The 24,016-nt window shown below is 69.4% G+C and carries 22 protein-coding genes; 10 read left to right on the top strand and 12 right to left on the bottom strand.

Annotated elements, in window-relative coordinates:
• Window positions 1-7 precede the first annotated feature (7 nt).
• Entirely contained in the window at window positions 8-826 is an 819-nt protein-coding gene (locus tag ACIBG5_RS07190) for an alpha/beta fold hydrolase (protein ID WP_396390628.1), read from the bottom strand.
• 78 nt (window positions 827-904) lie between these two features.
• On the opposite strand from ACIBG5_RS07190, the gene ACIBG5_RS07185 reads away from it, so the two are divergent.
• Window positions 905-2,032, top strand: coding sequence for a M24 family metallopeptidase (locus tag ACIBG5_RS07185; RefSeq protein WP_396390627.1), 1,128 nt, complete (start codon window positions 905-907; stop codon window positions 2,030-2,032).
• A gap of 6 nt (window positions 2,033-2,038) precedes the next feature.
• On the opposite strand, the gene ACIBG5_RS07180 is transcribed toward ACIBG5_RS07185, so the two are convergent.
• A complete protein-coding gene (locus ACIBG5_RS07180) occupies window positions 2,039-3,034 on the bottom strand; it encodes a GlxA family transcriptional regulator (protein WP_396390626.1) in 996 nt (331 codons plus the stop codon).
• Between the two features lie 70 nt (window positions 3,035-3,104).
• Between ACIBG5_RS07180 and ACIBG5_RS07175 the strand changes: the two genes are divergently transcribed.
• The 3 genes from ACIBG5_RS07175 (at window position 3,105) to ACIBG5_RS07165 (ending at window position 7,106) form a co-directional block, all read left to right on the top strand.
• Window positions 3,105-4,379 (top strand): MFS transporter, encoded by a 1,275-nt coding sequence (locus tag ACIBG5_RS07175; RefSeq protein WP_396390625.1) that lies wholly within the window; start codon window positions 3,105-3,107, stop codon window positions 4,377-4,379.
• Window positions 4,380-4,425: 46 nt separating this feature from the next.
• Window positions 4,426-4,905 carry a redox-sensitive transcriptional activator SoxR gene (soxR, locus tag ACIBG5_RS07170; protein WP_396390624.1) on the top strand — a complete coding sequence of 160 codons (480 nt, stop codon included), beginning with the start codon at window positions 4,426-4,428 and terminating at the stop codon, window positions 4,903-4,905.
• A gap of 68 nt (window positions 4,906-4,973) precedes the next feature.
• Window positions 4,974-7,106: a RecQ family ATP-dependent DNA helicase gene (locus ACIBG5_RS07165; protein WP_396390622.1), complete on the top strand. Its 2,133-nt coding sequence runs from the start codon at window positions 4,974-4,976 to the stop codon at window positions 7,104-7,106.
• Window positions 7,107-7,109: 3 nt separating this feature from the next.
• On the opposite strand, the gene ACIBG5_RS07160 is transcribed toward ACIBG5_RS07165, so the two are convergent.
• A complete protein-coding gene (locus ACIBG5_RS07160; RefSeq protein WP_396390620.1) occupies window positions 7,110-7,904 on the bottom strand; it encodes an ArsR/SmtB family transcription factor in 795 nt (264 codons plus the stop codon).
• A 110-nt stretch (window positions 7,905-8,014) separates the two neighbouring features.
• Between ACIBG5_RS07160 and ACIBG5_RS07155 the strand changes: the two genes are divergently transcribed.
• Genes ACIBG5_RS07155 through ACIBG5_RS07145 form a run of 3 tightly spaced genes read left to right on the top strand, consistent with a single transcriptional unit; the run spans window position 8,015 to window position 10,369 of the window.
• Window positions 8,015-8,809, top strand: coding sequence for a GNAT family N-acetyltransferase (locus ACIBG5_RS07155; RefSeq protein ID WP_396390619.1), 795 nt, complete (start codon window positions 8,015-8,017; stop codon window positions 8,807-8,809).
• Between the two features lie 19 nt (window positions 8,810-8,828).
• A complete protein-coding gene (locus ACIBG5_RS07150) occupies window positions 8,829-9,581 on the top strand; it encodes an SDR family oxidoreductase (RefSeq protein ID WP_396390618.1) in 753 nt (250 codons plus the stop codon).
• Window positions 9,582-9,610: 29 nt separating this feature from the next.
• Window positions 9,611-10,369, top strand: coding sequence for a MerR family transcriptional regulator (locus ACIBG5_RS07145; RefSeq protein WP_396390617.1), 759 nt, complete (start codon window positions 9,611-9,613; stop codon window positions 10,367-10,369).
• On the opposite strand, the gene ACIBG5_RS07140 is transcribed toward ACIBG5_RS07145, so the two are convergent.
• Window positions 10,307-11,860, bottom strand: a complete 1,554-nt coding sequence (locus ACIBG5_RS07140) for an adenylate/guanylate cyclase domain-containing protein (RefSeq protein WP_396390615.1) — start codon at window positions 11,858-11,860, stop codon at window positions 10,307-10,309. The two genes, ACIBG5_RS07145 and ACIBG5_RS07140, sit on opposite strands and share 63 nt — an antisense overlap.
• A gap of 78 nt (window positions 11,861-11,938) precedes the next feature.
• On the opposite strand from ACIBG5_RS07140, the gene ACIBG5_RS07135 reads away from it, so the two are divergent.
• Window positions 11,939-13,282: a CapA family protein gene (locus ACIBG5_RS07135; protein WP_396390613.1), complete on the top strand. Its 1,344-nt coding sequence runs from the start codon at window positions 11,939-11,941 to the stop codon at window positions 13,280-13,282.
• Here the strand turns inward: ACIBG5_RS07135 and ACIBG5_RS07130 are convergent.
• Window positions 13,279-14,223, bottom strand: coding sequence for a M28 family metallopeptidase (locus ACIBG5_RS07130; RefSeq protein WP_396390611.1), 945 nt, complete (start codon window positions 14,221-14,223; stop codon window positions 13,279-13,281). The two genes, ACIBG5_RS07135 and ACIBG5_RS07130, sit on opposite strands and share 4 nt — an antisense overlap.
• 130 nt (window positions 14,224-14,353) lie before the next feature.
• Here ACIBG5_RS07130 and ACIBG5_RS07125 point away from each other — a divergent pair, with 130 nt between their 5' ends.
• Window positions 14,354-16,120 (top strand): M1 family metallopeptidase, encoded by a 1,767-nt coding sequence (locus ACIBG5_RS07125; RefSeq protein ID WP_396390610.1) that lies wholly within the window; start codon window positions 14,354-14,356, stop codon window positions 16,118-16,120.
• Between the two features lie 237 nt (window positions 16,121-16,357).
• Here the strand turns inward: ACIBG5_RS07125 and ACIBG5_RS07120 are convergent, their stop codons facing one another.
• Both ACIBG5_RS07120 and ACIBG5_RS07115 read right to left on the bottom strand, forming a co-directional pair.
• Window positions 16,358-16,738, bottom strand: a complete 381-nt coding sequence (locus ACIBG5_RS07120) for a tautomerase family protein (protein ID WP_396390608.1) — start codon at window positions 16,736-16,738, stop codon at window positions 16,358-16,360.
• Between the two features lie 9 nt (window positions 16,739-16,747).
• Window positions 16,748-17,629 (bottom strand): GNAT family N-acetyltransferase, encoded by an 882-nt coding sequence (locus tag ACIBG5_RS07115; protein WP_396390607.1) that lies wholly within the window; start codon window positions 17,627-17,629, stop codon window positions 16,748-16,750.
• A 131-nt stretch (window positions 17,630-17,760) separates the two neighbouring features.
• Between ACIBG5_RS07115 and ACIBG5_RS07110 the strand changes: the two genes are divergently transcribed.
• Complete coding sequence (locus ACIBG5_RS07110; protein WP_396390605.1) at window positions 17,761-18,438, top strand: GntR family transcriptional regulator; 678 nt, start codon at window positions 17,761-17,763, stop codon at window positions 18,436-18,438.
• On the opposite strand, the gene ACIBG5_RS07105 is transcribed toward ACIBG5_RS07110, so the two are convergent.
• The 5 genes from ACIBG5_RS07105 to ACIBG5_RS07085 are packed head-to-tail and all read right to left on the bottom strand — an operon-like array spanning window position 18,420 to window position 23,983.
• The gene (locus ACIBG5_RS07105; protein ID WP_396390603.1) at window positions 18,420-20,177 is read right to left on the bottom strand and encodes a gamma-glutamyltransferase family protein; all 1,758 of its coding nucleotides are present in this window, start codon (window positions 20,175-20,177) and stop codon (window positions 18,420-18,422) included. The genes ACIBG5_RS07110 and ACIBG5_RS07105 overlap by 19 nt on opposite strands.
• Window positions 20,174-21,157: an ABC transporter ATP-binding protein gene (locus ACIBG5_RS07100; protein WP_393390023.1), complete on the bottom strand. Its 984-nt coding sequence runs from the start codon at window positions 21,155-21,157 to the stop codon at window positions 20,174-20,176. Before ACIBG5_RS07100 ends, ACIBG5_RS07105 begins: the two co-directional genes overlap by 4 nt.
• Window positions 21,154-22,152 carry an ABC transporter ATP-binding protein gene (locus ACIBG5_RS07095; protein ID WP_396390600.1) on the bottom strand — a complete coding sequence of 333 codons (999 nt, stop codon included), beginning with the start codon at window positions 22,150-22,152 and terminating at the stop codon, window positions 21,154-21,156. The genes ACIBG5_RS07100 and ACIBG5_RS07095 overlap by 4 nt, the downstream gene beginning before the upstream one ends.
• Window positions 22,149-23,030 carry an ABC transporter permease gene (locus tag ACIBG5_RS07090; protein WP_396390599.1) on the bottom strand — a complete coding sequence of 294 codons (882 nt, stop codon included), beginning with the start codon at window positions 23,028-23,030 and terminating at the stop codon, window positions 22,149-22,151. The genes ACIBG5_RS07095 and ACIBG5_RS07090 overlap by 4 nt, the downstream gene beginning before the upstream one ends.
• Complete coding sequence (locus ACIBG5_RS07085; RefSeq protein WP_360447047.1) at window positions 23,030-23,983, bottom strand: ABC transporter permease; 954 nt, start codon at window positions 23,981-23,983, stop codon at window positions 23,030-23,032. Before ACIBG5_RS07085 ends, ACIBG5_RS07090 begins: the two co-directional genes overlap by 1 nt.
• Window positions 23,984-24,016 lie beyond the last annotated feature (33 nt).

Below are 24,016 nucleotides of genomic sequence, written 5' to 3'. Positions count from 1 at the left end.
CGTGACATTACCCGCTGGTAGGCGGCTGCGGCAGGCCCTGCGCGTCGTCGGCGACCCGCTGCAACCACTCGCGGGTCAGAGCAGCGAACAGCTCCGGTTGCTCGAGTTGGAGGTTGTGCCCCGCCACGTCGAGGACGGCGAAGCTCGCCCGCGGGTAGTGGGGGAGCAGGACATAGGTGTCCTCGTATCCGGTGATCGAGTCCTGCCGGCCGCAGACGATCAGCGTCGGGCGGGTCCAGACGGGACCGCTCTCCGGATCGACCGACAGCCTGCGCTTCCTCTCGATGCGATCGAGCGCTGCGGTGTCGGCGATCGCGAGCCCTGGCGCAACGTCCTTCCGGTACGCCGCCAAGGCTGTGGCGGTCCGCACGACGGCCAGCTCGGTGAAGTCCTCACCCTCGGTCAGCGACTCGACGACGCCCGGCTCCGATCGCAGCACGACGTGCTCGGGCACGGTGCGGTCCGCGTTCTCGACGACCGTGCCGATCGGGCAGATCAGGCTGAGACCGAGCACCTGCTCCGGTCTCTCCCGAGCCAGGGCTCGCGCCAGGTAGCCGCCGTACGACTCCCCGATGAGCAGGAAGGGCTCGGCGCCGATCTGCTCGTCGACGAAGCTCTGCACGGCCGCGAGGATCCCGTCCGAGCTGTCGATGTCGCCGGCAGGGCTCTGCCCCATGCCGGGCAGGTCGGGGTAGAGCCGGCGATAGCCGGGCAGGTCGGTGAAGATCGGCTCGAGGCAGCCGGTCATCAGCCGGTGGTCGGGAGTCCAGCCGTGCAGCGCCAGCACCGGAGTGCCGTCGCCGTAGGACACGTGGTGCAGTGTCATCAGAATCGCCTTTCGCCGAGCCCGGTCAGGGCGAAACAAGTTGTAGCAATCGCCGCCGACAGTTCTAGAGTCGACCTCATGGCTCGTCGCTCACCCCTTGGTCCTGTCCCTGAATCCGCGGTTCTCCGTTCCCGCCTGGAGCGTGCCCGAGAGGCCGCGGCCGGTACCGGCCTTCTGATCGCGCCGGGTTCCGACCTGCACTATCTCCTCGGTCAGCCCGGCGGATCCTTCGAACGCCTCACGACGTTGGTGATCCCCGCCGACGGGGCCCCGGCACTCGTCGTACCGAAGCTGGAAGCACCTGGGTACGACGGCCTGCCGCTGGAGGAACTCGGGGTCGAGGTCGTCACGTGGGTCGACGGCGACGATGCGTACGGCCTGGCGGCGGATCGGCTGCGCGGTTCGCAGCGAGTCGCGGTCAGCGACTTCACGCCCGCGCTCCACGTGCTATCGCTGAGAGACGCACTGCCCAAGGCGGAGCAGACTCTGGCCGGTCCGATCGTGCGTGAGTTGCGGATGCGGAAGGACGCGGCGGAGGTCGAGGCTCTGCGGAAGGCAGGCGCGGCGATCGACCGCGTGCACGCCCGGGTCGGCGAGTGGCTGCGGCCCGGCCGGACCGAGGCGGAGGTCGGCGCGGACATCGCGGACGCGATCGTCGAGGAGGGTCACGTCGTGGCCGACTTCGTCATCGTCGCCAGTGGACCGAACGGTGCGAGCCCGCACCACGCCCTGTCCGATCGGGTCATCGAGGCGGGCGACGTCGTGGTCGTCGACATCGGCGGACCCGTTGCCGAGGGCTACAACTCGGACTCGACCCGGACGTACGCCGTGGGCACACCGCGCGACGCCGACGTCGCCGCGACGTACGCCGTACTGCGGGATGCGCAGCAAGCGGCGGTGGACGCGGTGCGGCCGGGGGTGTCCGCGGAATCGATCGACGCGGCGGCGCGGGAGGTGATCGCGGCAGCCGGCTTCGGCGACTTCTTCATCCACCGGACCGGTCACGGGATCGGGCTCGACGTCCACGAGGAGCCGTACATCGTCGGTGGGAACGGACTGCTGCTCGAGCCGGGGATGGCGTTCAGCGTCGAACCAGGCATCTACCAGCCGGGCCGGTGGGGTGCACGGATCGAGGACATCGTGGTCGTCACCGAGGACGGCGTCGAGCCGATGAACCAGCGGCCGCACGACCTCGTCGTGCTCTGACGCCCGTCAGCCGGCGCGGAAAGTCTTGCGGTAGGCGAGCGGCGACACCCCGAGCTCGGACCGGAGGTGGTGCCGCAACGACGCCGCGGTGCCCAGACCGGCAGCGTCGGCGACGCGGTCCACCGAGAGGTCGGTCGTCTCCAGCAGCTCACAGGCATGCCGCACGCGTTGCTGCAGCAGCCACGCTCCTGGTGACTGCCCGGTCTCGGCCTTGAACCGGCGGCTGAACGTGCGCACGCTCATCCGGGCGTGCGCGGCCAGCCCCGGCAAGGTCAGCTCCTCGTCGAGCCGCCGCAGCGCCCAGGCCCGGGTGGGCGCCGTACCGTCGGTGCCTTCGTCCGGTACGACGCGCTCGATGAACTGGGACTGGCCACCGTCGCGCCACGGCGGTACGACGCAGCTCCGCGCAGCGCGGTTGGCGACCTCGCTGCCGAAGTCGCGGCGGACCAGGTGCAGGCACATGTCGACGCCCGCGGCCAGACCGGCGGACGTGACCACGTCGCCGTCGTCGACGAACAGCAACTCCTCCTGCAGGTCGATGTGCGGGTAGATGCGCCGGAACAGCTCGGCTCGCTTCCAGTGCGTCGTGGCCGGCCGCCCGTCCAGGTAGCCCGCCGCGGCGAGCACGAACGCGCCGGTGCAGATCGAGGCGATCCGCGTTCCGGGACGGATCGTGGCGAGGGCGGCGGCGAGGTCGTCGGGCAGGATGCCCTCGTTGCGCGGCTTCGGGTAGTAGGTCCCCGGGATGATGACCGTGTCGGCTTCCGCGAGTTCCTCGGGTCCGTAGTCCGGGAGCAGGCTGAATCCGGCGCTGGTCCGGACCGGCGACCGGTCCAGGCCGCAGACGCGGACGTCGTACAGCGGCTTGCCGTCCGCGCGGGCCGCGGCGCCGAGCACGGCCGGTGGGATGGTCAGGTCGAAACCGACCACCGGTTCGAGGGCCAGGACGGCGACCCGGTGCGGGCCGACCGCGGCCAGATGCCGCTTGCCTCGGGCTGTCATGGCCATATCTTGACACATGGTGGCGGTATGGCCACTGGTTCGGCGACGCTCCGGACGGCAATCTAGGCGGGTGACGCAGATTCTGCCGACGAAAAAGGCTGCCCGGGTGCATCTCGCCTGGGCAGTCGCCGCTGTTGGGTTCGTGACCCTGATCGGCGCGGCCGGGTTCCGGTCCGTGCCGAGCGTGCTGCTCGACCCGCTGCACGACGAGTTCGGCTGGTCGCACGCGACGATCTCGTCGGCGGTGTCGATCAACCTGCTGCTGTACGGCCTGATCTCGCCGTTCGCCGCGGCGCTGATGGACCGGCTCGGTGTGCGCCGGGTGGTCAGCGGTGCGCTGGTGCTGATCGCTCTCGGCAGCGGACTGACGATCTTCATGAACTCGTCCTGGCAGTTGCTGCTCTGCTGGGGTCTGCTCGTCGGTGTCGGCACCGGATCGATGTCCATGACGTTCGTCGCGACCATCACCGGTCGCTGGTTCGTTGCCCGCCGCGGACTGGTCACCGGGATCCTCACAGCGGCCGGTGCGACCGGGCAGCTGATCTTCCTACCGCTGATCGCGAACCTGGCGACCGACTACGGCTGGCGTGTGCCGGCCCTGGTCGCGGCCGGCACCGCACTGGCCGTCGTGCCGCTGGTGTTGCTGTTCCTGCGCGACTACCCGAGCGACGTCGGACTGAGGGCGTACGGCGCTCCGGAGGGGAGCACAGCCGGGCAACGGGTCGAGTCGACCGGGAGCAGCGCAGTGCGCGCGGTGACCGCGTTGTGGACCGCGTTGCGACGGCCGGCGTTCTGGTTGCTCGCGGGTGGGTTCGCGATCTGTGGAGCGTCGACCAACGGTCTGATCGGTACGCACTTCGTCACGGCTGCGCACGACCATGGCATGCCGGCCACGACTGCGGCGTCGCTGCTGGCGCTGGTGGGTGTGTTCGACGTCGGCGGGACGATCGTGTCCGGCTGGCTGACGGACCGGTGGGATCCGCGGTACCTGCTGATCGGCTACTACTCGCTGCGCGGGCTGTCGCTGCTGATCCTGCCGTCGCTGCTCGGTCCGACCGCGCAACCGAGCGTCTGGGTGTTCATCGTCTTCTACGGCCTCGACTGGGTCGCGACCGTGCCGCCGACGGTCGCGCTGTGCCGGGAGTGGTTCGGAGTGGACGGGCCGATCGTGTTCGGCTGGGTGTTCGCGTCGCACCAGATCGGAGCCGCGCTGGCAGCCACCGGTGCGGGCGCGATCCGCGACGTGCAGGGCAGCTACAACCTCGCCTGGTACCTGGCCGGGGGACTGTGCGCGGCGGCCGCGCTGATGTCCGCGAGCATCGGACGCCGACTCGTGACCACCTGACTCTCTGAGCTAGCCTCGATCTAGGTTGAGGTCGGAGGGCGGAGCGGTGGACATCGAGCCAGGTGAGTTGACGGTCGGGCAGCTGTCGCAGCGCAGTGGCGTGGCGATCTCGGCGCTGCATTTCTACGAGCGGCAGCACCTGATCGTGAGTCGCCGTACGTCGGGCAACCAGCGCCGGTACAAGCGCGACACGCTGCGCCGGGTCGCCTTGATCCGGATCGCCCAGAGGGTCGGTATCCCGCTCGCGGAGGTGGCGGCGATCCTGGCGTTGCTGCCCGAGAGCCGCACGCCGACCCGGCAGGACTGGGAGCGCATCTCGGAGTGCTGGCAGGCCGAGCTGGACAAGCGCATCCTGCATCTCGAACAACTCCGGGACGACTTCAAGGACTGCGTCGGCTGCGGCTGCCTGTCCCTCGACCGCTGCGCCCTCGCCAACCCGTACGACGCTCTGTCCGCGAACGGACCAGGCCCGCAGCGACTGGTGGCCGCGAACGGCGAGCCGTGTCATCCAGGAAAGTGCGCCTGACCGAGGGTTTTCCACAGGTCGGAGGCCGCGCCCAGCGAACTGGGGGTGCAGGCGTCTAGGGTTTCGGCATGGCTGACTCCAGTGCGACGCTCACTCTGACCGACACGCGCGCGGGGATCGCGGGCGGCGTGATCCAGGCGATCGCGGGGGAGAGCGCGCGGTTGCGGCCCGATCAGGAGACGGCGGTCGCCGCCCTGTGCGAGGCGGGCGCGCGAGTGCTGGTCGTCCAAGCGACCGGGTGGGGGAAGTCGGCTGTGTACTGGGCGGCGACCGCGATTCGCCGGGCCGAGGGGGCTGGGCCGACGCTTGTCGTGTCGCCGTTGCTGTCGTTGATGCGGGACCAGGTCGCGGCCGCGAGCCGTGCCGGGCTGCGCGCGGCGACGCTGAACTCGAACAACATCGACGAATGGTCGAGCATCGAGCACGACCTGCGTTCCGGGGGCATCGACGTACTGCTGGTGTCGCCTGAGCGGCTCGCGAATCCGGGGTTCGGGCGGCGGGTGCTCGACGGGCTGGCCGGCCAGGTCGGGCTGCTGGTGATCGACGAGGCGCATGCGGTGTCGGACTGGGGCCACGACTTCCGGCCGGACTATCGCCGGGTGTCCGACGTACTGCAGCAGCTGAACCCGAAGACCCCGGTTCTCGCGACCACGGCGACAGCGAACTCACGCGTCACCGACGACGTCGCGCATCAGTTGGGCGAGTCCACGCTGGTACTGCGAGGTCCGCTGGCGCGATCGAGCCTGCAGCTGGCGGTGGTCGATGCGCTGTCGCCGCTGGATCGGTTCGCGTGGGTCGTTGATCACCTGCCGAAGCTGCCGGGATCCGGGATCGTCTACACGCTCACCGTGGCCGACGCGCAGCGGCTGGCGGCGACCATCCAGGAGGTCCACGGGCGCGATGTGCCAGTGGCGGCGTACACGGGTGGGTTGGAGGCGGGGGAGCGGGAGAGTCTCGAGGACGCGCTGCGCGCGAACCAGTTGAAGGCGCTGATCGCGACCTCGGCGCTCGGCATGGGCTACGACAAGCCGGACCTGGGGTTCGTGGTGCACGTCGGATCGCCGCCGTCGCCGGTGTCGTACTACCAGCAGGTCGGGCGGGCCGGGCGTGGCATCGACCACGCGATTGTGGCGCTGCTGCCATCGGACGCGGATGCCGGTGTGTGGGACTACTTCGCGACCGCGACCATCCCTGTTCCGGAGAACGTGAATCGTCTGCTGCAGGCCCTCGAAGCCTACGGGCCTGATCAGCCGGCCACTGTTCCCATGCTCGAGGCGGAGACCGGACTGCGCCGGACGCGGGTCGAGTTGATGCTGAAGCAGTTGGCGGTCGACGGTGCGGTCGACCGGGTCGAGCGCGGCTGGGTGCGGACCGGCGTGGAGTGGAGCTTCGACGCCGCGCACTACGACGGGATCGTCGCGGTACGGCGGCGCGAGGCGGACATCATGCGCGCCTACACGCGTGGCGACCGTTGCCTGATGCAACTGCTCCAGGAGTCGCTGGACGACCCGTCGGCCGAGCCGTGCGGCCGATGCTCGGTGTGCCTCGGGGCGTTGCCGGATCCGCTGCTGCCTTCGGCGCAGGCGGAGACGGTGGCGACGGTCACTCGGTTGTTGCGCGGCGAGGTGCATGTGCTGGAGCCGCGGAAGATGTGGCCGGGTGGCGCGTTCGGTGCGAAGGGGCGCATCCCCGCGGAGCTGATGGCCGAGCCCGGCCGGAGCCTCATCTACGCCGACGCTCCCGAATGGCGCGAGGTCCTCCGTGCCACCCTCAACGCAGATGCCGAGCTCCCAGCCCAGCCTCTCGAAGCCTTGAAGTCCGGCGCTGTCGCCGCGTTGTCGCGCTGGCGCAGCAGCTGGTCAGGTCGCCCCGAGGTCGTCGTACCGCTGCCGGCCGCGGGCCACGGCCGACTGACCTCGGCGATCGCCGACCACGTCGCATCCGTCGGCCACCTGGACCGCGCGGAGCTCACGATCAACCCGACCGGCTTCACCGACGACCTGTCCTCTGCCGAGGAAGCCAAAGTCTGGCGGGACGGCCTCCACGTCGACGACCAGACGGCACAGTCGGTCGCGGGCCGCACCGTACTTCTCCTCGTCGACGCCAGTTCCTCCCAGTGGCCCGTCACCGTCGCGGCCGCCAAGCTCCGCGAATCCGGTGCGGCGGCAGTCCTCCCACTTCTCATCCACAAGCGTCCGTAGGGACTACTTCACGGCCGCGAGTTCAGGGGTGGATTCGACGAAGGACTTGAGGTCGGACAGGAGTGCGACCCAGCCCTCGCTCACCATCTCGCGGATGGCGCTGCCCGGCCCGAAGCCGCTGTGGACAACGGTCAGCTTGACCTGGTCGCCGGTCGGCACGAGCTCGAACGTCGCCGTGGACAGGGGCTCAGCGCTGGCCCTGCGGTACAGGTCGTCATCCATGTCCACCGCCTTGGCGAACTCGGGCGTCATGTGATGCCAGGCGTAGGACAGCCGCGTGTAGGGGTCGTGCTCCAGCACGACCTGGCCTGGCCCAGCCATCGTGACGTCACCCTGGTGCCAGACCAACTCGGAGCCGGCGGTCCAGTCGGTCTCGAACTGGACACCCCAGTACTGCTCGGTGAACTTCGGGTCGATCAGTGCCTGCCACAGCCGCTCTGGCGTGGTCTTGATGTACGTGGTGTAGACGAAGTCGTTGTCGCCCATGGTTTCGGCCTCCAGAACCGTCTTGAGATCGGCGAACAGCTCGACGCGCCGGCGGTCGTACCGGTTGATCCAGCGCTCGGCGATGGCGTTGATCGGCTCGGCGTTCAGGTGGTGCAGCTTCTCCCGGCCCCGCCACACGGTGGTGACGAGGTTCGCCGTCTCGAGGACGGCGAGGTGCTTGCTCACCGACTGCCGGGCCATGTCGAGGCCGGCGCAGAGCTCCCGCAGCGTCTGCCCGTTGCGCGCGTTCAGCATGTCGAGCAACTGCCGGCGGCTGGGGTCGGCCAGGGCGCGGAACACCTCGTCGTCCATCGCACTCCGATCAGGACATGCAGCCGTCTGGCTGCATGATTGACGATAGGCAGCCAGACGGCTGCATGTCAACGCCCGAATCCGATTGACGTGCGCTGGAGGATGAGCGGGTGGAGATCAAGAGCCTCGGCTACCGGACCGATCTGTTGCTGCTGGAGCTGAGCGGCAGCGAATTCCAGGACGCCGGTGAGTACGTCGTGATCCGGACGCCCGCGAACCCGACGTACTGGTGGGGGAACTTTCTCCTGTACCGCTCGATCTTCGCGGCCGGTGACGTGAAGTCCCGGCTGGAGACGTACCGCGCCGAGTTCCCGGCCGGGAAGCATGTTGCCTTCGGCATCGACAGCGTCGACGGCGAGATCGGCGCCGAGGACGAGGTCGCCGCCGCCGGCTTCACGGTCGACCGGAACGTGGTGATGACCGCGAGTCACGTCGTCGCACCCCGCCGGCCCAATGACGAGTCGACGTACCGGTTCATCACCAGTGACGACGACTGGGAGCAGGTGACCCAGCTCGGCCTGGCGACCGCGACGATGGAGGTCGACGACGGGTACGTCGAGTTCACCCGGCGCAGGGACGCGGCGCACCGTGCGCTGGTGGAGGCCGGGCACGGGAAGTGGTTCGGCGCGTTCGACGATGACCGGTTGCAGAGCTCGCTCGGGCTGATGTTCGACGGCAAGGGTCTCGCGCGATTCCAGCACGTGCAGACCCACCCGGACGCCCGCAACCGTGGCATCGCGAGCACGCTGGTCCACCACGCGTCGACGTATGGGCTGACCGATGGTGGTGCGCGGACGCTGGTGATGGTGGCGGACCCGGAGTACCTCGCGATCAGGCTGTATCGCGCGCTCGGCTTCCAGGACACGGAAACCCAGCTGCAGTTCACCCTGCCGCCTGCTTCGTGAGGCATGGCAGGGTAGGGGCATGACTGGTACTGACGGACGGCGCGGGGTCGCTCTGATCACCGGTGGGAGCCGCGGCATCGGGGCTGCGGCGGCGGTCGCTCTGGCGGCCGACGGCTGGGACATGGGCGTGAACTACCGGACTCGTGCGGACGAGGCAGCACGCGTCGTGAAGGCGTGCGCGCGGCTCGGCCGGCGCGCGGTCGCTGTCCAGGCCGACGTGCTCGAGGCGGACCAGATCGAGCACCTCTTCGACACTGTCGCCGCCGCACTCGGGCCGATCGGTGCCGTGATCAACAATGCCGGCATCGTCTCGCCGTTGGGCCGGGTGGCGGAGTACGACGCCGAACGGCTGGACCGGGTCTTCCGGATCAACTCGATCAGCGCCTTCCTGGTCGCGGGCGCCGCGGTACGACGGATGTCCACGGCGTACGGCGGTACCGGGGGCGTGATCGTCAACGTGTCGTCGCGAGCGGCCGTGCTCGGCTCGGCGGGCGAGTACGTCGACTACGCCGCGAGCAAGGCCGCCGTCGATGCGCTCACGATCGGCCTGGCGAGCGAGGTGGCGGAGGAGGGCGTTCGCGTCCTCGGCGTCCGCCCCGGACTGATCGAGACCGACATCCACGAGCCCGGCCGGCTGGACCGCATCGGAACCACGCCGCCACTGGCCCGGCCTGGCAAGCCGGAGGAGGTCGCCGAGGCGATCGCCTTCCTCGCTTCCGATCGTTCGTCCTACATGACCGGCACGACCCTCGACGTCTCCGGCGGCCGCTGACCGCCGGAGCTCTTGAAGGGAGGTGTGGCGTGGGGTTGCGGCCGGTGGATCTGGCGCGGCGGGCTCGGGTCTCGACACAGTTGGTGCGCAACTACGAGGCGGCCGGGATCCTGCCGCCGGCGCCACGGAGTGCGAGCGGGTACCGCCAGTACGGCGATGAGCATCTGACCGCGCTGTTGACCTATCGGGCGCTGGCACCTGGGTTCGCGCCTGAGGTGGCGACGTCGATCATGCAGGCCGTACATGCGGGGAACCACGAGCTGGCCTACCGGCTGGTCGACGCCGCGCATGCCGGCCTCCACCAGCAACGGCTGGCGACCGATGCGGCCAGCGAGGCGCTCGGGGCGATGGCGGCCGAGTTCCTGGACGAGATGCCGGCGAACGGTCCGTCGTTGCTGGTCGGTGAGCTGGCGCATCAGCTGGGAGTGCGTACCTCGGCGCTGCGGGTCTGGGAGGCGGCTGGGCTCCTGTCGCCGACGCGGGAGCCCGGGACGAAGTACCGGAAGTACGGACCGGAGCAGATCCGTGATGCCCGGATCATCCACATGCTGCGGCAGGGGCGCTACTACTTCGAGCAGATCAGGCCTGTCCTCGACGGCCTCCGTCGTACCGGCAGCACCGAGGCTCTTCGCAGTGCGATTGCCGAGCGCCGGGCCGCGCACAACCGTCAGACGAATGCGATGCTCCACGGCTCGGCCTTGCTGCACCAACTCCTCCAGGAGAGGTCAGTGCGGGATGGCCAGATGGGTCGGGGCGGCGCGGCCCCTGACGGTCACCTGGTCACTTGAGTGCCAGTTCTGCGCCTCCGTCGGGACTGCCTCTGAGACGGCGGTCATCGAGGCGATCAGCCGGCCGGGCGTCGACTTGGCGAGTTCGCTGAGGCGGGCGGCTTCGTTCACCGGGTCGCCGATGACCGTGTACTCGTGCCGGCGTACGTCGCCGACCGTGCCCGCGACCACGATGCCGGCGGTGACCCCGATTCCGGCTGTGACCTCGGGCAGCTCGTCGTCGAGCCGGGCGGCCAGCGTGCGGGCGGCCCGGAGAGCACTTCCGGCCGCGTCCGGTAGCTCGGCCGGGGCGCCGAAGATCGCGAGTGCGGCGTCGCCGGCGAACTTGTTGACGAACCCGCCTTGCTGGTCGACCTCGTCGACCACGATCGTGAAGAAGCGGTTCAGCAGTTGCACCACCGCGGCCGGTGGGTGCTCGGCGGCCAGCTCCGTCGAGCCGATCAGGTCGACGAAGAGGACGGCGACGAAGCGATCCTCCCCGCCGAGCCGATCACTCGCGAGCGCCTCCTGCACCACCTCCGGACCGACGTACCGGCCGAAGACGTCCCGGATCCGCTCGCGCTCGCGCAGGCCTTCCGCCATCTGGTTGAAGCCCGACTGCAGCGAGCCGAGCTCGGTACCGTCGAAGACCGGGATGCGGATGTTCAGCTCTCCCTCGCCGATCAGCGTGAGCGCGTTGCGGACCGAGCGCACCGGCGCGACCACCGACCGGGCCGACAGTACGGTGAGCAACCAGCCGTTGCCGATGGCCACGATGCCCAGGGCAAGGATCACGACCGAGAGCCGGGTCGTGGAGACGTCCTTCTCGAACAGGGCGACGATGGCCGCCAGCATCAGGCCGGCCACTGGTACGCCGGAGCCGACCGCCCAGAAGATCACGATGCGGGCCTTGAGGCCCGCCGCGAGCACCCGGCGTGGCGGTGAGGAGTCGGCCAGCGCCCGCGCGGCGACCGGCCGGAGCGCGAACTCGGTCAACAGGTAGGAGATCGTGCAGGTGATGATCATGCCGTCGAAGACCGTGGCCGCGACGCGGAGCGCGTTCTCCGGCTGGAGGGCGAGCGTCATCGCGGTGAAGATCACCCCGGCGACCGACCAGAGCAGCACCTCGATCAACGTCAGCCTCAGCGGCAACTGGAGCGTCGCGAGCTGCTCCTTCCGGGTGGCGTGCCGTTCCTCGTCGACCCACCGGGTGACGTGGCGGGTGAGCCGCGTGCTCCAGATGCAGCCGATCGCCACGGCGAGAAGGAAGTACAGCGGGATCACGATCGCCTCGGCGAGCTGGAGCTCGTCGACCAGCGGCGGTCCGGGCAGCACGAAGACGGCCAGCACGAACACGACCGCGGCACCGATCAGGTTGGTGACGATCGAGAACGTTGTCATCAGCACCTGCAGCCGGAACCGCAGCAGCGTCGTACTCTGGTCGGCCGGTCCGAGCAACCACGATCCGAACGGCCGCCGCTTCAGCACGAGTTCGGGTCGTCCCTCGGACATCATGGTGACAGTCTGCTAGCAACCACCCCGGTTCCCGCAACCGTCTTATTCCTTGGCGAGTCTGGCTACCGTGGATCCATGGCGGTATGGCGGCGTGTCTCGCTGGCTGCTGCAGCGGCAGCCCTGGTCGCCTGCTCGGACAACACCACAACGCGGCCCTCGCCCAGCCCTGCGAGTACGCCGAAGTCTTCGCCGAGCCGTCCGCAACCGACTCCCACCGTCAAAGAAACTCAACCGCTCGTTCTCGTTATTCATCCGACCCGGGCGGCACAGGACATCGACCTGGCGACCGCGAAGGCGATCGCGCGGGGAACGACCAAGTCCTGGCGGGGATTCCGCGTCACGTCGTTGCGGGACGCGCAACGATCCACCAGCGCACTCGCAGTCGTGTCTGCTGCCGTGGTCGGGCCGAGTGTGCGGCCGCTGACGGTCGGCGGGATCGACCCGCTGAAGCAACCCGTGCGGTATCCGCTCCGGACAGCCGGTGCGCAGCCCACCGAGCCGGTCGTCGATGTGACGTTCGGCGGTGATGTCATGCTCGGCCGACGGGTGGCGACTGCGGCGGCCAGGACCGGTGATGTGGCCGGACCGCTGCGCGTCATCGGACCGAGGCTGGCCGCAGCCGACGTCACCGTCGTGAACCTGGAGAGCACACTGTCCCGGGCAGGAACGGCACAGCAAGGTGGTGACTCTTTCGCCGCCCCACCAGGCGTGGTGAAGGGTCTGCGGGACGCTGGCGTCGATGTGCTGTCGTTGGCCAACAACCACACCGGCGACTTCCAGGATCGCGCCCTGCTGGAGACGCTCCGGTTGGTGCGAGCCGGCGGCCTCCAGCCGGTAGGGGCCGGAGGCAATGTCGCGGAGGCCGTCCGCCCCGCAATCGTAGAGCGTGATGGAGTTCGGTTCGGCTTCCTCGCGTTCAATGCGATCGGCGAGACGCCACGCGCGACGCCAACGAGCCCCGGTGCGCTCAGCGTGCGGATGCCGCCACGGACAGGACCGCTGAACGCCGGCGACCTGGCTGCGCTCACGAAGGCCGTCGCAACGTTGAAGTCCGCCGTCGACGTTGTCGTCGTACTGCCGCATTGGGGCCAGCAGTACACGCACACACCCGTTCCGGCGCAGCGGACGGTTGCGACTGCACTGACCAAGGCTGGGGCGGATCTGGTGATCGGCGGGCATCCGCACTGGGTGCAGGACGTGCAGTTCGCGGCCGGGAAGGTGGTCGCGCACTCGCTGGGCAATCTGGTGTTCGACATGGACTTCTCCCAGCAGACCCAGGAGGGCGTCCTGCTGGAGCTCACCTATTGGGGCAAGGCACTCAAGGCCGCGCGGCTCACGCCGTACGTGATCGGTAGCGACTTCAGCCCGCGGGTCGTGACCGGCGACCGGGCGGAGCAGATCCTGTCGGACCTCCGCTAGCTGTCGAGCCAGGTGGTCACCACACGACCCATCCGGCCGAGCTGGGCGGGCGACACAACCCGAGGGAGGTCGCGGGCGCTGTGATACTCGGCGTACGGCGTGCTTCCCAGCCGGACGCCTGGTAGTCCGGAGCGAACGAACGACCAGTGGTCACTCGACCTGTTCACACACGCTCGACTCGGCACGCGAGCGCGCGCTGCGACCGTCCGAAGCTCGTTCCGCAACGCGACGGCGTTCGCTTGAGCAGAGCAGATCGGTACGACGGTTCCTACGCCGACGCGGTCGAGGGACACCATGCCGCGAAGCGCTCTGCGCTGTGCGGGCGGCAGCGCGGCCACATAGGTGCGCGAGCCGTAGTGGTGGCGGTTGTCGCCGTCGCCACGTGGCTCCTCGGCGCCGAAGGCAACAAAGATGGTCGGGAGCCTCGGTGCCCGGCGTTGGTAGAGCTGAGCGGTGCCGAGCAGGACGGAGACGCCCGAAGCGTTGTCCTCGGCGCCGGGCGCCTGGGGGACTGTGTCCAGGTGCGCGCCGACGATGCGGTGCGGCGCTGACGGTGTGAAGCCTGGTTTGGCGGCGATCAGGTTCCAGCTGGTCCCGGCGCGGACCGGCACGCCCCAGGAGACCCCTGACGGCACGCGCACAGGCTGACGCGTGGTCTGGTAGCCGGCGGCGCGGAAGCGCTGCTCCAGCCAGGTGAGAGCGCGCAGGTACGCCGGACCGGTCGCCTCACGTGGACCTAGGCCCGCGAGGTGGCCGACCGTCTGCAGTGCGGCGCGGGTGTCGAAGACAGCTGGGGTCGGCCGAGGGGTGGGCGTGGGAGTGGGCGTCGGTCGGGGTTGAGGTGCGCTCGAGGATGGTGCGGGAGAAGGGAGGCGTGGCGGAGCGCTGCTGGTGCACGCGGCGGCCAGCAGGACGAGGATGGCGGCCAACGCGGCCCGCATGTCTCCATGGTGCCGGGCCGCACCAAGACAGCAGTGTTTTGGCACGGTGGTGCTGTTGGCTCAGATTGGCCGCCTGATCATGCTCCAGCCTGGGTACTGTTCCCCGGACCACCTCTCTCGGGGAGACTCTGTGACGTACGACCGGCATTCCTATGCCGAACCTGCCTTGGTTCGGACCACCCATCTCGAGCTCGACCTCGAGCTGGACTTCGACGAGAAGGTGCTGGCCGGCACGGCCACGCACACGCTCGCCTGGACCGGCACCAGTGACCGGCTCGTGCTCGACACGCGGGATCTGACCGTGCTGGCGGTCGAGGGTGCGACGGCAGACGGCTGGGAGCCGCTCGAGTACAGCGTCGCCGTACCCGACAAGGAGCTCGGCTCCGCGCTGACGATCCGCACACCTCAGCACCAGCGGGTGCGCATCAGCTACCGGACCGCGCCGACCGCGACCGGACTGCAGTGGCTGGAGCCGTCCATGACCGCGGGCGGCGTCATGCCGTTCATGTTCAGCCAGTCGCAGGCGATCCACGCCCGCAGCTGGGTGCCGGTGCAGGACACTCCGAGCGTCCGCTTCAGCTACGCCGCCCATGTCACCGCACCGCCCGAGCTGATGGTGCTGATGAGCGCCGACAACGGGACGACGTCCCGGCGCACCGGTTCGTACGACGTGGTGATGCCTGAGCCGATCCCGTCGTACCTGCTGGCGATCGCCGCGGGCGACCTGGTGTTCGAGCCGATCGGTGAGCGGTCCGGCGTGTGGGCCGAGCCGGAGATGGCCCGGCGGGCGGCGACCGAGTTCGCCGACACCGAGGAGATGATGCGGGTCACCGAGGCGCTCTTCGGGCCGTATCGCTGGGGCCGCTACGACATCCTCGTGCTGCCGCCGTCGTTCCCGTACGGCGGCATGGAGAACCCGCGGATGACGTTCGCGACGCCGACCGTGGTGATCGGTGACAAGTCGCTGGTCAGCGTCGTCGCGCACGAGTTGGCGCACAGCTGGTCCGGCAACCTGGTCACCCAGGACAGCTGGGACGACATCTGGCTGAACGAGGGCTTCACGTCGTACGTCGAGAACCGGATCGTCGAGGCGGTCTACGGCACCGAGTTCGCGGTGATGGAGACGGCGATCAAGCAGCATGCGACCGTGGTGAAGCTGGACCCGCTGACGCCGGCCGAGCTGGCGGCGGAGCTGCCCGGGCTGAATCACCGGTCCGAGTACCACGGCACGACCTCGTGCGGCCCGCTGAAGGGGTCGTGGTTCCTGTCCTGGCTCGAGGAGCGGTTCACGCGCGAGGTGTTCGACCCGTTCCTGCGTGGCTACTTCGACCGGTTCGCGTTCCGCAGCATCAACTCCGAGGACTTCGTCGCGCACCTGCGCGAGCACCTGCTGGAGCCGCACCCGGGCGTGGTGACGGAGGCCGAGGTCGCGGCGTGGCTGGACGAGGCAGGCATTCCGGCGTTCGCGGCGCGGGCGGTGTCGGAGCGCTTCGAGGCGGTCGACGAGGCGCGGGACAGGTGGCTCGGCACGGGCGAACTGCCGCAGGGCGCGGCGGCGTGGACGACGCAGGAGTGGCTGCGGTTCCTGGACGCGGCGCCGGACGTGCTGGGTGCGGTGCAGCTGCAGCAGCTCGACCGGGAGTTCGGCCTGACCGGTACGGCGAACGGCGAGATCGCCCGCCGCTGGTACCAGATCGTTGCCGCCAGCAGCTACGAGGCGGCGTACGCCGAGCTGGCCGGGTTCCTCACGAACGTCGGCCGGATGAAGCTGGTCCTGCCGGTCTACCGAGCACTGGCCGGAACCGACCGCGAGTTCGCAGCCGAGGTCTTCGCCAAAGCCCGCCCCGGCTACCACCCCATCACCACCGCCGCCGTCCAGAAGATCCTCGGCGAGTGACCAGGCGAGCTCGGGCTCGCGTAGGAAACGACGAACCACAGTCGACGATGGCCACCGGAGCCAGCCTCAACGTCGCGGTCGCCGGCTCCCTGGTCCTGTACCGCTTGCTCTAGCACCCACCACCTGATCAGCGTGCAGCTCGACAGGACGTGTCCCCCTGGATTCGACGATTGGCCTGGCCCGTGAGCCTCACCAGTCCGGGGTCACCGGCGACACATCCTGTCGAGCTGCACAGGTCTAGAGATACTGCGCTTCGCCGTTGGCGAAGGACCAGTCGGGGGATGCGTTCTCGGTGAGCGTGATGAGGACGTTGCGCGGGTCGGTGCCGGTGTAGTCGTGGACGAGCTCGGCGATCCGGCGGTACATCGCCTGCTTGACCTCGTCAGGTCGGCCGGCTCGCAACGTGATGACGATGAACACGACATCGTCGTCGCGCTCGATGCCGGGGAAGCCCCCGTACCGCAGTGTGCTGGTGGTGCCGTCGTGACTCGTGAGCACCTGGAAGAGATCGTCGGGCGGGATGCCGATCGTCTCGATCAGCGCGTCGTGCACGGCGCGGCCGAGGCCGGCGAGACGGTCGGGGCCGGCCCGGAGGGCGTCGATCCGGATCAGTGGCATGCCGACATACTAGTAGGTACAGACATCCAGGGTGCAGCGGTGCGTGGTCTCGGTCGGTAGGTAGCCGAGCTGGTTGTTGACTCGCTGCATCGGCAGGTTCGTGCTGACCGTGTCGGTCAGGAGGCCGTCGAGGTCGGGGAAGTGGGTGCGGACCGAGCGGACCTGCTCGGCCTTCATCCACAGGGCGAGACCGCGACCACGGTGCGCCGGGAGGACCGCGGTGCCGTAGTGCTGCGCATCGCCCTTGCCGTTCCCCGGTACGACGAGTTCGGTGAAACCCACGATCGTCCCGGTCGACCTGTCCACGGCCGCCACGGTCGAGAGATGATCACCGCGCTGCTCGATCACCCGGGCCGCGTGCCGGGTCCGCTCCAGATCCCACGTGTCAGCGCCGTACGCGATGTCTCCGGAGGGCGCGTCGTCCATCCCGGACCGCGCGTCCGTGAACGTCTGCGCCAACTCATCGGGAACGACACCTGCCCACGACTGCAACCGGTAGCCCGGGTCCTGAGGAACGATCAGTACGGCGTCGTTGAGGTCGGCCAGCCGCAGACGCGCGTAGACGAGCGTCAGGCCGATCGTGAAACCGCGTGCCGTGAGGAAGTGGTACGCCGGGGAGTCGTCCGGAGTATCGGCCAGGATGGTCCGGACCTCGTGCGCACGGGCCGCGGCGACCACCGCGTCGAGGAGACGGGCGCCGATGCCGCGGCGGCGCTCGGCCGGGTGCACGTTCAGCTCGAGCTCAGCCAGATGGGCATGGGACTCGCGGCTGTTGAGCCGGAGGAAGGCCGATCCGACCGGGTTGCCGTCGGCGTCCGCGGCGAGCCAGGCGATCCGGCGGCTGAACGGCCGGAAGTCAGGATCCGTCAGGGGAGTCAGCGTGATGCTCAAGGCGGCAACATATCGCGCCGGTGGATCACGTGCCCTAAGTGTCCTGAGTCGGGAGTTCGACGTGAGATTTCGGACACTGGCTCGCTCCATCGGCTACCGTGCTTCGGAGCCGACGGGGAGAGGAGCACCGGGTGGATCAGCCGGGTGGGGCCAAGATACGGACGATCGGTGCGGACCATGTCGCCTTGCGCGAGCAGGTGCTGACGGAGCTGCGTCGCCGGATCGTGGACGGCGAGTACGGGCAGGGCGAGCGGCTGACCGAGACCCGGCTCGCAGACGACTTCGGGGTGTCGCGCAATCCGGTGCGTGAGGCGCTGCGGGTGGTGGAGGCCGAGGGCTTCGTCCAGATCCTGCCGCGGCGTGGTGCGGTGGTCGCCACCCTCGACGACACCGCGGTGCGCGACCTGTTCGCCGTACGGCAGCAACTGGAGACGCTGGCCGCCGGACTGGCGGCGGAGCGCGCGGACGCCGCCGACGTCGCGCGGTTGCAGCGGCTGCTCGAGGACGCGAACAAGGCGAGCGAGGCCAAGGATTTCGACCAGCTCGCCGAGCTGAACAGCGCGTTCCACCGCGCGGTGATCGAGGTCAGCGGCAACCGCTGGCTGCACTCGATCTCGACAGCGATGTATCACCACGTCCACTGGGTGTTCCGCGTCGGCGCCGCCCAGCGGGCGCCACACTCCACGGAAGAGCACATTCGCCTGGTCGACGCCATCGCAGCCAAGGATCCGGACGCCGCCAGCACCGCAGCCGCCCTGCACGTGGCGGCTGCAGCGAAGGCGGCTCTAGGTCAGCGTCCTACCGCATAGCCCTGCATCCCGCGCGGGTTGGCGGCCGCGGCCAGCACGCCGTCGGCCTCCTTGCGTACGGCGCACAGCCGGCCGAGGCTCCACGCATCGCCTTCGGTGACGACGTGCCCGCGCCGTACCAGCTCGTCGCGGACGGCTGAGCCGAGGCGGCTCTCCATCACCAGACCGCCCGGCTCGGTCGCCCTCGGGTAGAACGACGACGGGAAGCCCGTGGTGTGCCACGCGGGTGCGTCGATCGCCTCCTGCAGATCCATGCCGGCGCCGAGGTGCCGCAGCAGGAAGAGCAGCTGCCACTGGTCCTGCTGGTCGCCACCCGGCGAACCGCAGGCCATCACCGGCTGCCCGTCGCGCAGTACGAGCGTCGGCGTGAGTGTGGTCCGCGGCCGCCTGCCGGGTGCGAGCGACGCGGGCAGTCCATCCTCGAGCCAGAACATCTGTGCCCGGCTGCCGAGACAGAACCCGAGCTCCGGAATCGTCGGCGACGACTGCAGCCAACCGCCGCTGGGCGTGGCGGAGATGATGTTGCCCCAGCGGTCGATGACGTCGACGTGGCAGGTGTCGCCCCGCGTCACGCCGTCCGAGGAGACGGTCGGCTCACCGGTCGTGGCGTCGCCGAGGTCATTGCCCACGGCAATCGAATGCAGCACGGGCTTCCGGCCGTCCGGATGGCCGGGACGAAGCTCGCGCGTTGCCTCCGGACCGACCAGCTTCGCCCGCTCCGCGGCGTACGCGGGGGAGAGGAGGGTCTTCAGCGGTACGTCGGCGTCGTCGCCGTACCAGGCCTCGCGGTCGGCGTACGACAGCTTCATCACCTCGACGGTGGTGTGTACGCCGTCGGCGCTGTCCAGGTCGACGTCACCGAGCTCGGCCAGTACGGCGAGCGACTGCAGCAGAGCCGGACCTTGACCCCAGGGTCCGGTCTTGGCGACGGTGTAGCCGTTCCAGTCCAGCGTGGCCGGGTCCTCCCAGGTCGCCTGGAACGCGGCCATGTCGTCGCCCGTGATGAGTCCGGCGTGGTCCTCGCCGCTGGAGTCTCGATGCGGCAGCCTGGAGAACTTGTCGACCGCCTCGGCGACGAAGCCTTCACGCCAGGTCTTGCGGGCCTGCTCGACCTGCGCCTGCCGATCCGCGCCGGCCGCTTCGCCCTCGGTGACCAGTCGCTCGAGGGTGGCGGCGTACGCCTCGTTGCGGAACATGCCGGTCGGCGGTCGCCCGTCACGCAGCCAGAGCGCGGCAGACGTCTTCCAGTTCTCCTCGAAGAGCTCCTGCACGGTGCTGACCGTCTCACCGACCCGCGGCACCAGCGGGTGGCCGTTGCGCGCATAGTCGATGGCCGGCTCGAGTACGACGCGCAGCGGTAGTGTGCCGTGGTCGTGCAGCAGGAGCAGCCAGGCGTCGACTGCACCCGGCACCGTCGCGGCCAGCGGTCCAGAGCCGGGTACAAGCGTCAGGCCGAGCGAGGTGTAGTGGTCGATCGTCGCGCCGGCCGGAGCGACGCCCTGACCGCACAGCACGCGCGGTGTGGGGTTGTCGGCGGTCGCGATGATCCCCGGAACCTCACCACCTGGGCCGTTGAGGTGCGGCTCCACCACGTGCAGCACGAACCCCGCGGCCACGGCGGCGTCGAACGCATTGCCGCCGAGCTCGAGGATGCGCATCGCCGACTGGGACGCCAGCCAGTGCGTGGACGAAACCATCCCGAACGTGCCGCGCAGCGTGGGCCGGGTGGTGAAGGTCATCGGGCAACTCCCTCTCCAGTACGAACATCGGGACCGGTGCCGTTGTCGTCGACCAGATGACAGGCGACCTGGTGTCCACCTTCTCCGATCACGCGCGGCTCCGGGATGACTGTCCGGCATGTGTCGACCGCTACCGGACATCTGGTGTGGAATCGGCACCCGGACGGCGGGTCGATCGCCGACGGCAGGTCGTCACCGAGCAGTACGGGCCTCCGCGCCCGCTGCTCGGCCGGATCGGGCACGGGCGCCGCGGACAGCAGCGCCTGCGTGTAGGGATGCGCCGGTACGCCGAAGATGCGCGAACGCGGGCCTTGTTCGACCAGCTGCCCCAGGTACATCACGGCGACCTCGTCGGCCAGGTACTCGACCGCGGACAGGTCGTGAGTGATGAAGAGGCAGGCGAAGCCGAGGTCGCGCTGGAGGTCGGCGAGCAGGTTGAGGACCGACGCCTGGACCGACACGTCCAGTGCGCTCGTCGGTTCGTCCGCGACCAGTAGACGCGGCTCTGAGATCAGAGCACGAGCGATGCTGACGCGCTGACGCTGCCCTCCGGACAGCTCGTGTGGTGAGCGCTGGGCGACCTCTGGGCGCAGTCCGACGCGACGCAGCGACTCGGACACCTTGGCTGAGATGTCTTTGCGGTGCATGAGCCGCAGTGGCTCTCCGACGATGTCTCCGACGGACAGCCGCGGGTCGAGCGAGCCCGCTGGGTCCTGAAAGACGATCGACACGTTCCGGCGGTGTGGACGCAACTGCCGGCGGGTGAGGTGCGTGACATCGGCATCGGCGAGTCGGACCGTCCCACCGGTCGGCTCCAGCAGTCGGACGATGCAGCGCCCCACCGTTGACTTCCCGGAGCCGCTCTCACCGACCAGAGCGACCACAGAGCCTTGGCGGATCCGCAGGGTCACCCCGTCGACCGCCCGGACCGGACCGAAGTGCATGACGAGGTCTTCTACCTCCAGAGCGAGGGTGCTCATCGGACCTCCACTGATTCTCTGACCGGGTTCCAGCACGCGACCCGGTGGTGACCAGGGGTCAGGTCCGGCTCGGTCGCCGTACAGGTGTCGATTGCTCGCGGGCAGCGGTCGGCGAAGGTGCAGGCGTCCGGCTGTTGGGTGAGGACCGGCACCAGACCTGGGATCTCGTTCAGCCGGTGGCTCTCCGCGTGACGGCCGGCGGCGGGTGAGGCACCGAGCAGACCGGCCGTGTAGGGGTGCTGCGGATGCGCGAACAGTTCGTGCACGTCGGCTGTCTCGACGACGCGTCCGGCGTACATGACCGCCACCCGGTCGGCGAGGTCCGCGACCACTCCGAGGTCGTGCGTGATCAGGACGATGCTGGTCCCGAGCCGTTCGCGCAGTTCCCGCAGTACGTCGAGGATGCCGGCCTGGATCGTGACGTCGAGCGCGGTTGTCGGCTCGTCGGCGATCAGTACCTTCGGATCGCAGGCGACCGCCATCGCGATCATCACGCGCTGGCGCATGCCGCCGGACAGTTGGTGCGGGTAGTCGCTGATGCGGCGCTCGGCCGACGGGATGCCGACGAGCTTGAGAAGCTCGATCGAGCGGTCCCGGGCAGCCTGCCGGTTCAGTCCGATGTGCGTGCGGAGGACCTCGCCGATCTGGTGCCCGACCGTGAAGACCGGGTTCAGCGACGTCATCGGCTCCTGGAAGATGTACGCCACCTCGCGGCCGCGGATCGTACGGAGTGTGCGTTTGTCGGCGCCGATCAACTCGACCCCGTCGAGCCGTACCGAGCCGTCGACCGTGGCGGTGCGGGGGAGCAGCCCGGCCAGACTCATCGCGGTGACGCTCTTGCCGCAGCCCGACTCGCCGACGACCGCGAGGACCTCGCCGTCGCCGACCTCGAAGCTGACGCGGTCGACAGCCGACACCAGGCCGTCCTCGGTCCGGAAGGTGATCGAGAGGTCGTTCACCTGGAGAACCGGCGCTGTCGTGATTCCTGCGGTCATCGGCGGCTCGCTTTCGGGTCGAGCGCGTCGCGCAGGCTGTCGCCGACGACGTTGAACGCCAGCGTCAGCAGCATGATCGCGACGCCGGGCATCACCGCGGCCCACGGTGCGCGGGACGCGAACTGCTGCGCATCGGCCAGCATCGTGCCGAGGCTCGGCGCCGGTGGCTGGATGCCGAGACCGAGGAACGACAGCACCGCCTCGCCCAGGATCGCGGCCGGGAGCCCGACCGTGGTCTGGACGATGACCACTGAGGCCGCGTTCGGGAGGATGTGCCGGCCCATCACCCAGACATCTCCGGCGCCCTCGACGATCGCGGCCGCGACGAAGTCCAGTGACTTGAGCCGCAAGGTCTCGGATCGAACGATCCGGATCATGCCGGGGATCTGCGCGATGCCGATCGCGATGGCCGCGTTGCCGAGGCTGGCACCGCGGATCGCGGCCAGTCCGACCGCCAGGATCAGGAACGGGAACGCGAGCACGAGATCGGTCATCCGGGAGATCAGCGCGTCGATCGCCCGGAAGTACCCGGCCAGCAGACCGAGCGGTACGCCGACCACCAGTGACGTCGCGACCGCGAGCAGTGCGACGTGGAGCGAGGCTCGCAGACCGAACATGATCCGGGACAGCACATCGCGGCCGAGGTCGTCGGTGCCGAGCAGGTGTCCCGCCGTACCCGGGGGCGCGAAGGCCTGACCGAGATTCGTCTGGGTCGGTTCGTGCGGTGCCAGCCAGGGCGCGAACACCGCCAGGATCACCGCGATCACGAGCACCACGAGACCGCTGATCGCGAGCGGGTTGCGGAGGATCCGCCGTACCACCTTGCTGCGGTTGCTGCGCAGCGGCGTACCGGCGGTGATTGCTTCGGCGACGGCCATCACGCGTCACCTCGCACGCGGATGCGCGGGTCGATCACGGAGTACAGCAGGTCGACCAGCAGATTGATCACGATGTACGCCGTCGCGGTCACCAGGACGACCGCCTGGATCACGGGGTAGTCGCGCTGGAAGACCGCATCGACAGTGAGCTTGCCGAATCCCGGCAGGGCGAAGATGCGCTCGGTGACGACCGCGCCGGAGATCAATGCACCGAGCTGCAGGCCGACGATCGTGACCACCACGATCAGGCTGTTGCGTAAGGCATGTTTGCCGATCACCGACTTGGGTGGCAGGCCCTTCGCCTCGGCCGTCCGGATGTAGTCGGCCGAGAGGGCGTCGAGCATCGACGATCTGGTCTGCCGCATGATGACCGCGGCGAGACCGGTGCCGAGGATCAGCGCGGGCAGCACCAGGTGGTGCAGGTTGCCGGCCGGGTCACTGAAGAACGGCACGAATCCGGACGCCGGGAAGAGGCCGAGGGCAACGGACAGGTACAGGATCGCCATCAGGCCGAGCCAGAAATGCGGCACCGACAGGCCGAGCAACGCCAACGCGTTGGCAGCCCACTCGGCCGGCCGGCCGCGGCGGACAGCCGCGACCACCCCGGCGCCGACACCGATCAGGCTGGCGATCAGGATCGCCAGCACAGACAGCTCGATCGTCACCGGCAATGCACTGCCGATCATCCCGCGCACCGGCGCACCGGTCCGGATCGACTGGCCCAGGTCGCCCCGGGCGGCGTGACTGACGAACTGCCAGAACTGCACGAGCCACGACTGGTCCAGCCCGTACTGCTCCCGGATCGCCCGCAACGACTCTGGATCCCGGTCCTCACCGGCGAGGGCGAGCGCCGGGTCACCCGGCAACGCCCGTACGCCGGCGAAGACCACGATCGTTGCCAGCACCAACGTGACGGCCGACTGCCACAGCCGATGGAAGAGGTATCGCCTCACGAACCCCACCACCTCGCCCGTTCCCGCCGCCCG

Source organism: Kribbella sp. NPDC050241 (assembly GCF_044459685.1).
GTDB lineage: Bacteria > Actinomycetota > Actinomycetes > Propionibacteriales > Kribbellaceae > Kribbella.
Note: the sequence above shows the minus strand (reverse complement) of the source record. Positions and strands in the feature narration are given on the sequence as shown.

Coding starts and splice junctions, on each gene's coding strand:
- ACIBG5_RS07105 (WP_396390603.1), bottom strand. CDS start 20,177: ATGACCTTCACCACCCGGCCCACGCTGCGCGGCACGTTCGGGATGGTT.
- ACIBG5_RS07090 (WP_396390599.1), bottom strand. CDS start 23,030: ATGGCCGTCGCCGAAGCAATCACCGCCGGTACGCCGCTGCGCAGCAAC.
- ACIBG5_RS07095 (WP_396390600.1), bottom strand. CDS start 22,152: ATGACCGCAGGAATCACGACAGCGCCGGTTCTCCAGGTGAACGACCTC.
- ACIBG5_RS07120 (WP_396390608.1), bottom strand. CDS start 16,738: ATGCCACTGATCCGGATCGACGCCCTCCGGGCCGGCCCCGACCGTCTC.
- ACIBG5_RS07180 (WP_396390626.1), bottom strand. CDS start 3,034: ATGACAGCCCGAGGCAAGCGGCATCTGGCCGCGGTCGGCCCGCACCGG.
- ACIBG5_RS07185 (WP_396390627.1), top strand. CDS start 905: ATGGCTCGTCGCTCACCCCTTGGTCCTGTCCCTGAATCCGCGGTTCTC.
- ACIBG5_RS07190 (WP_396390628.1), bottom strand. CDS start 826: ATGACACTGCACCACGTGTCCTACGGCGACGGCACTCCGGTGCTGGCG.
- ACIBG5_RS07165 (WP_396390622.1), top strand. CDS start 4,974: ATGGCTGACTCCAGTGCGACGCTCACTCTGACCGACACGCGCGCGGGG.
- ACIBG5_RS07130 (WP_396390611.1), bottom strand. CDS start 14,223: ATGCGGGCCGCGTTGGCCGCCATCCTCGTCCTGCTGGCCGCCGCGTGC.
- ACIBG5_RS07140 (WP_396390615.1), bottom strand. CDS start 11,860: ATGTCCGAGGGACGACCCGAACTCGTGCTGAAGCGGCGGCCGTTCGGA.
- ACIBG5_RS07135 (WP_396390613.1), top strand. CDS start 11,939: ATGGCGGTATGGCGGCGTGTCTCGCTGGCTGCTGCAGCGGCAGCCCTG.
- ACIBG5_RS07100 (WP_393390023.1), bottom strand. CDS start 21,157: ATGAGCACCCTCGCTCTGGAGGTAGAAGACCTCGTCATGCACTTCGGT.
- ACIBG5_RS07150 (WP_396390618.1), top strand. CDS start 8,829: ATGACTGGTACTGACGGACGGCGCGGGGTCGCTCTGATCACCGGTGGG.
- ACIBG5_RS07160 (WP_396390620.1), bottom strand. CDS start 7,904: ATGGACGACGAGGTGTTCCGCGCCCTGGCCGACCCCAGCCGCCGGCAG.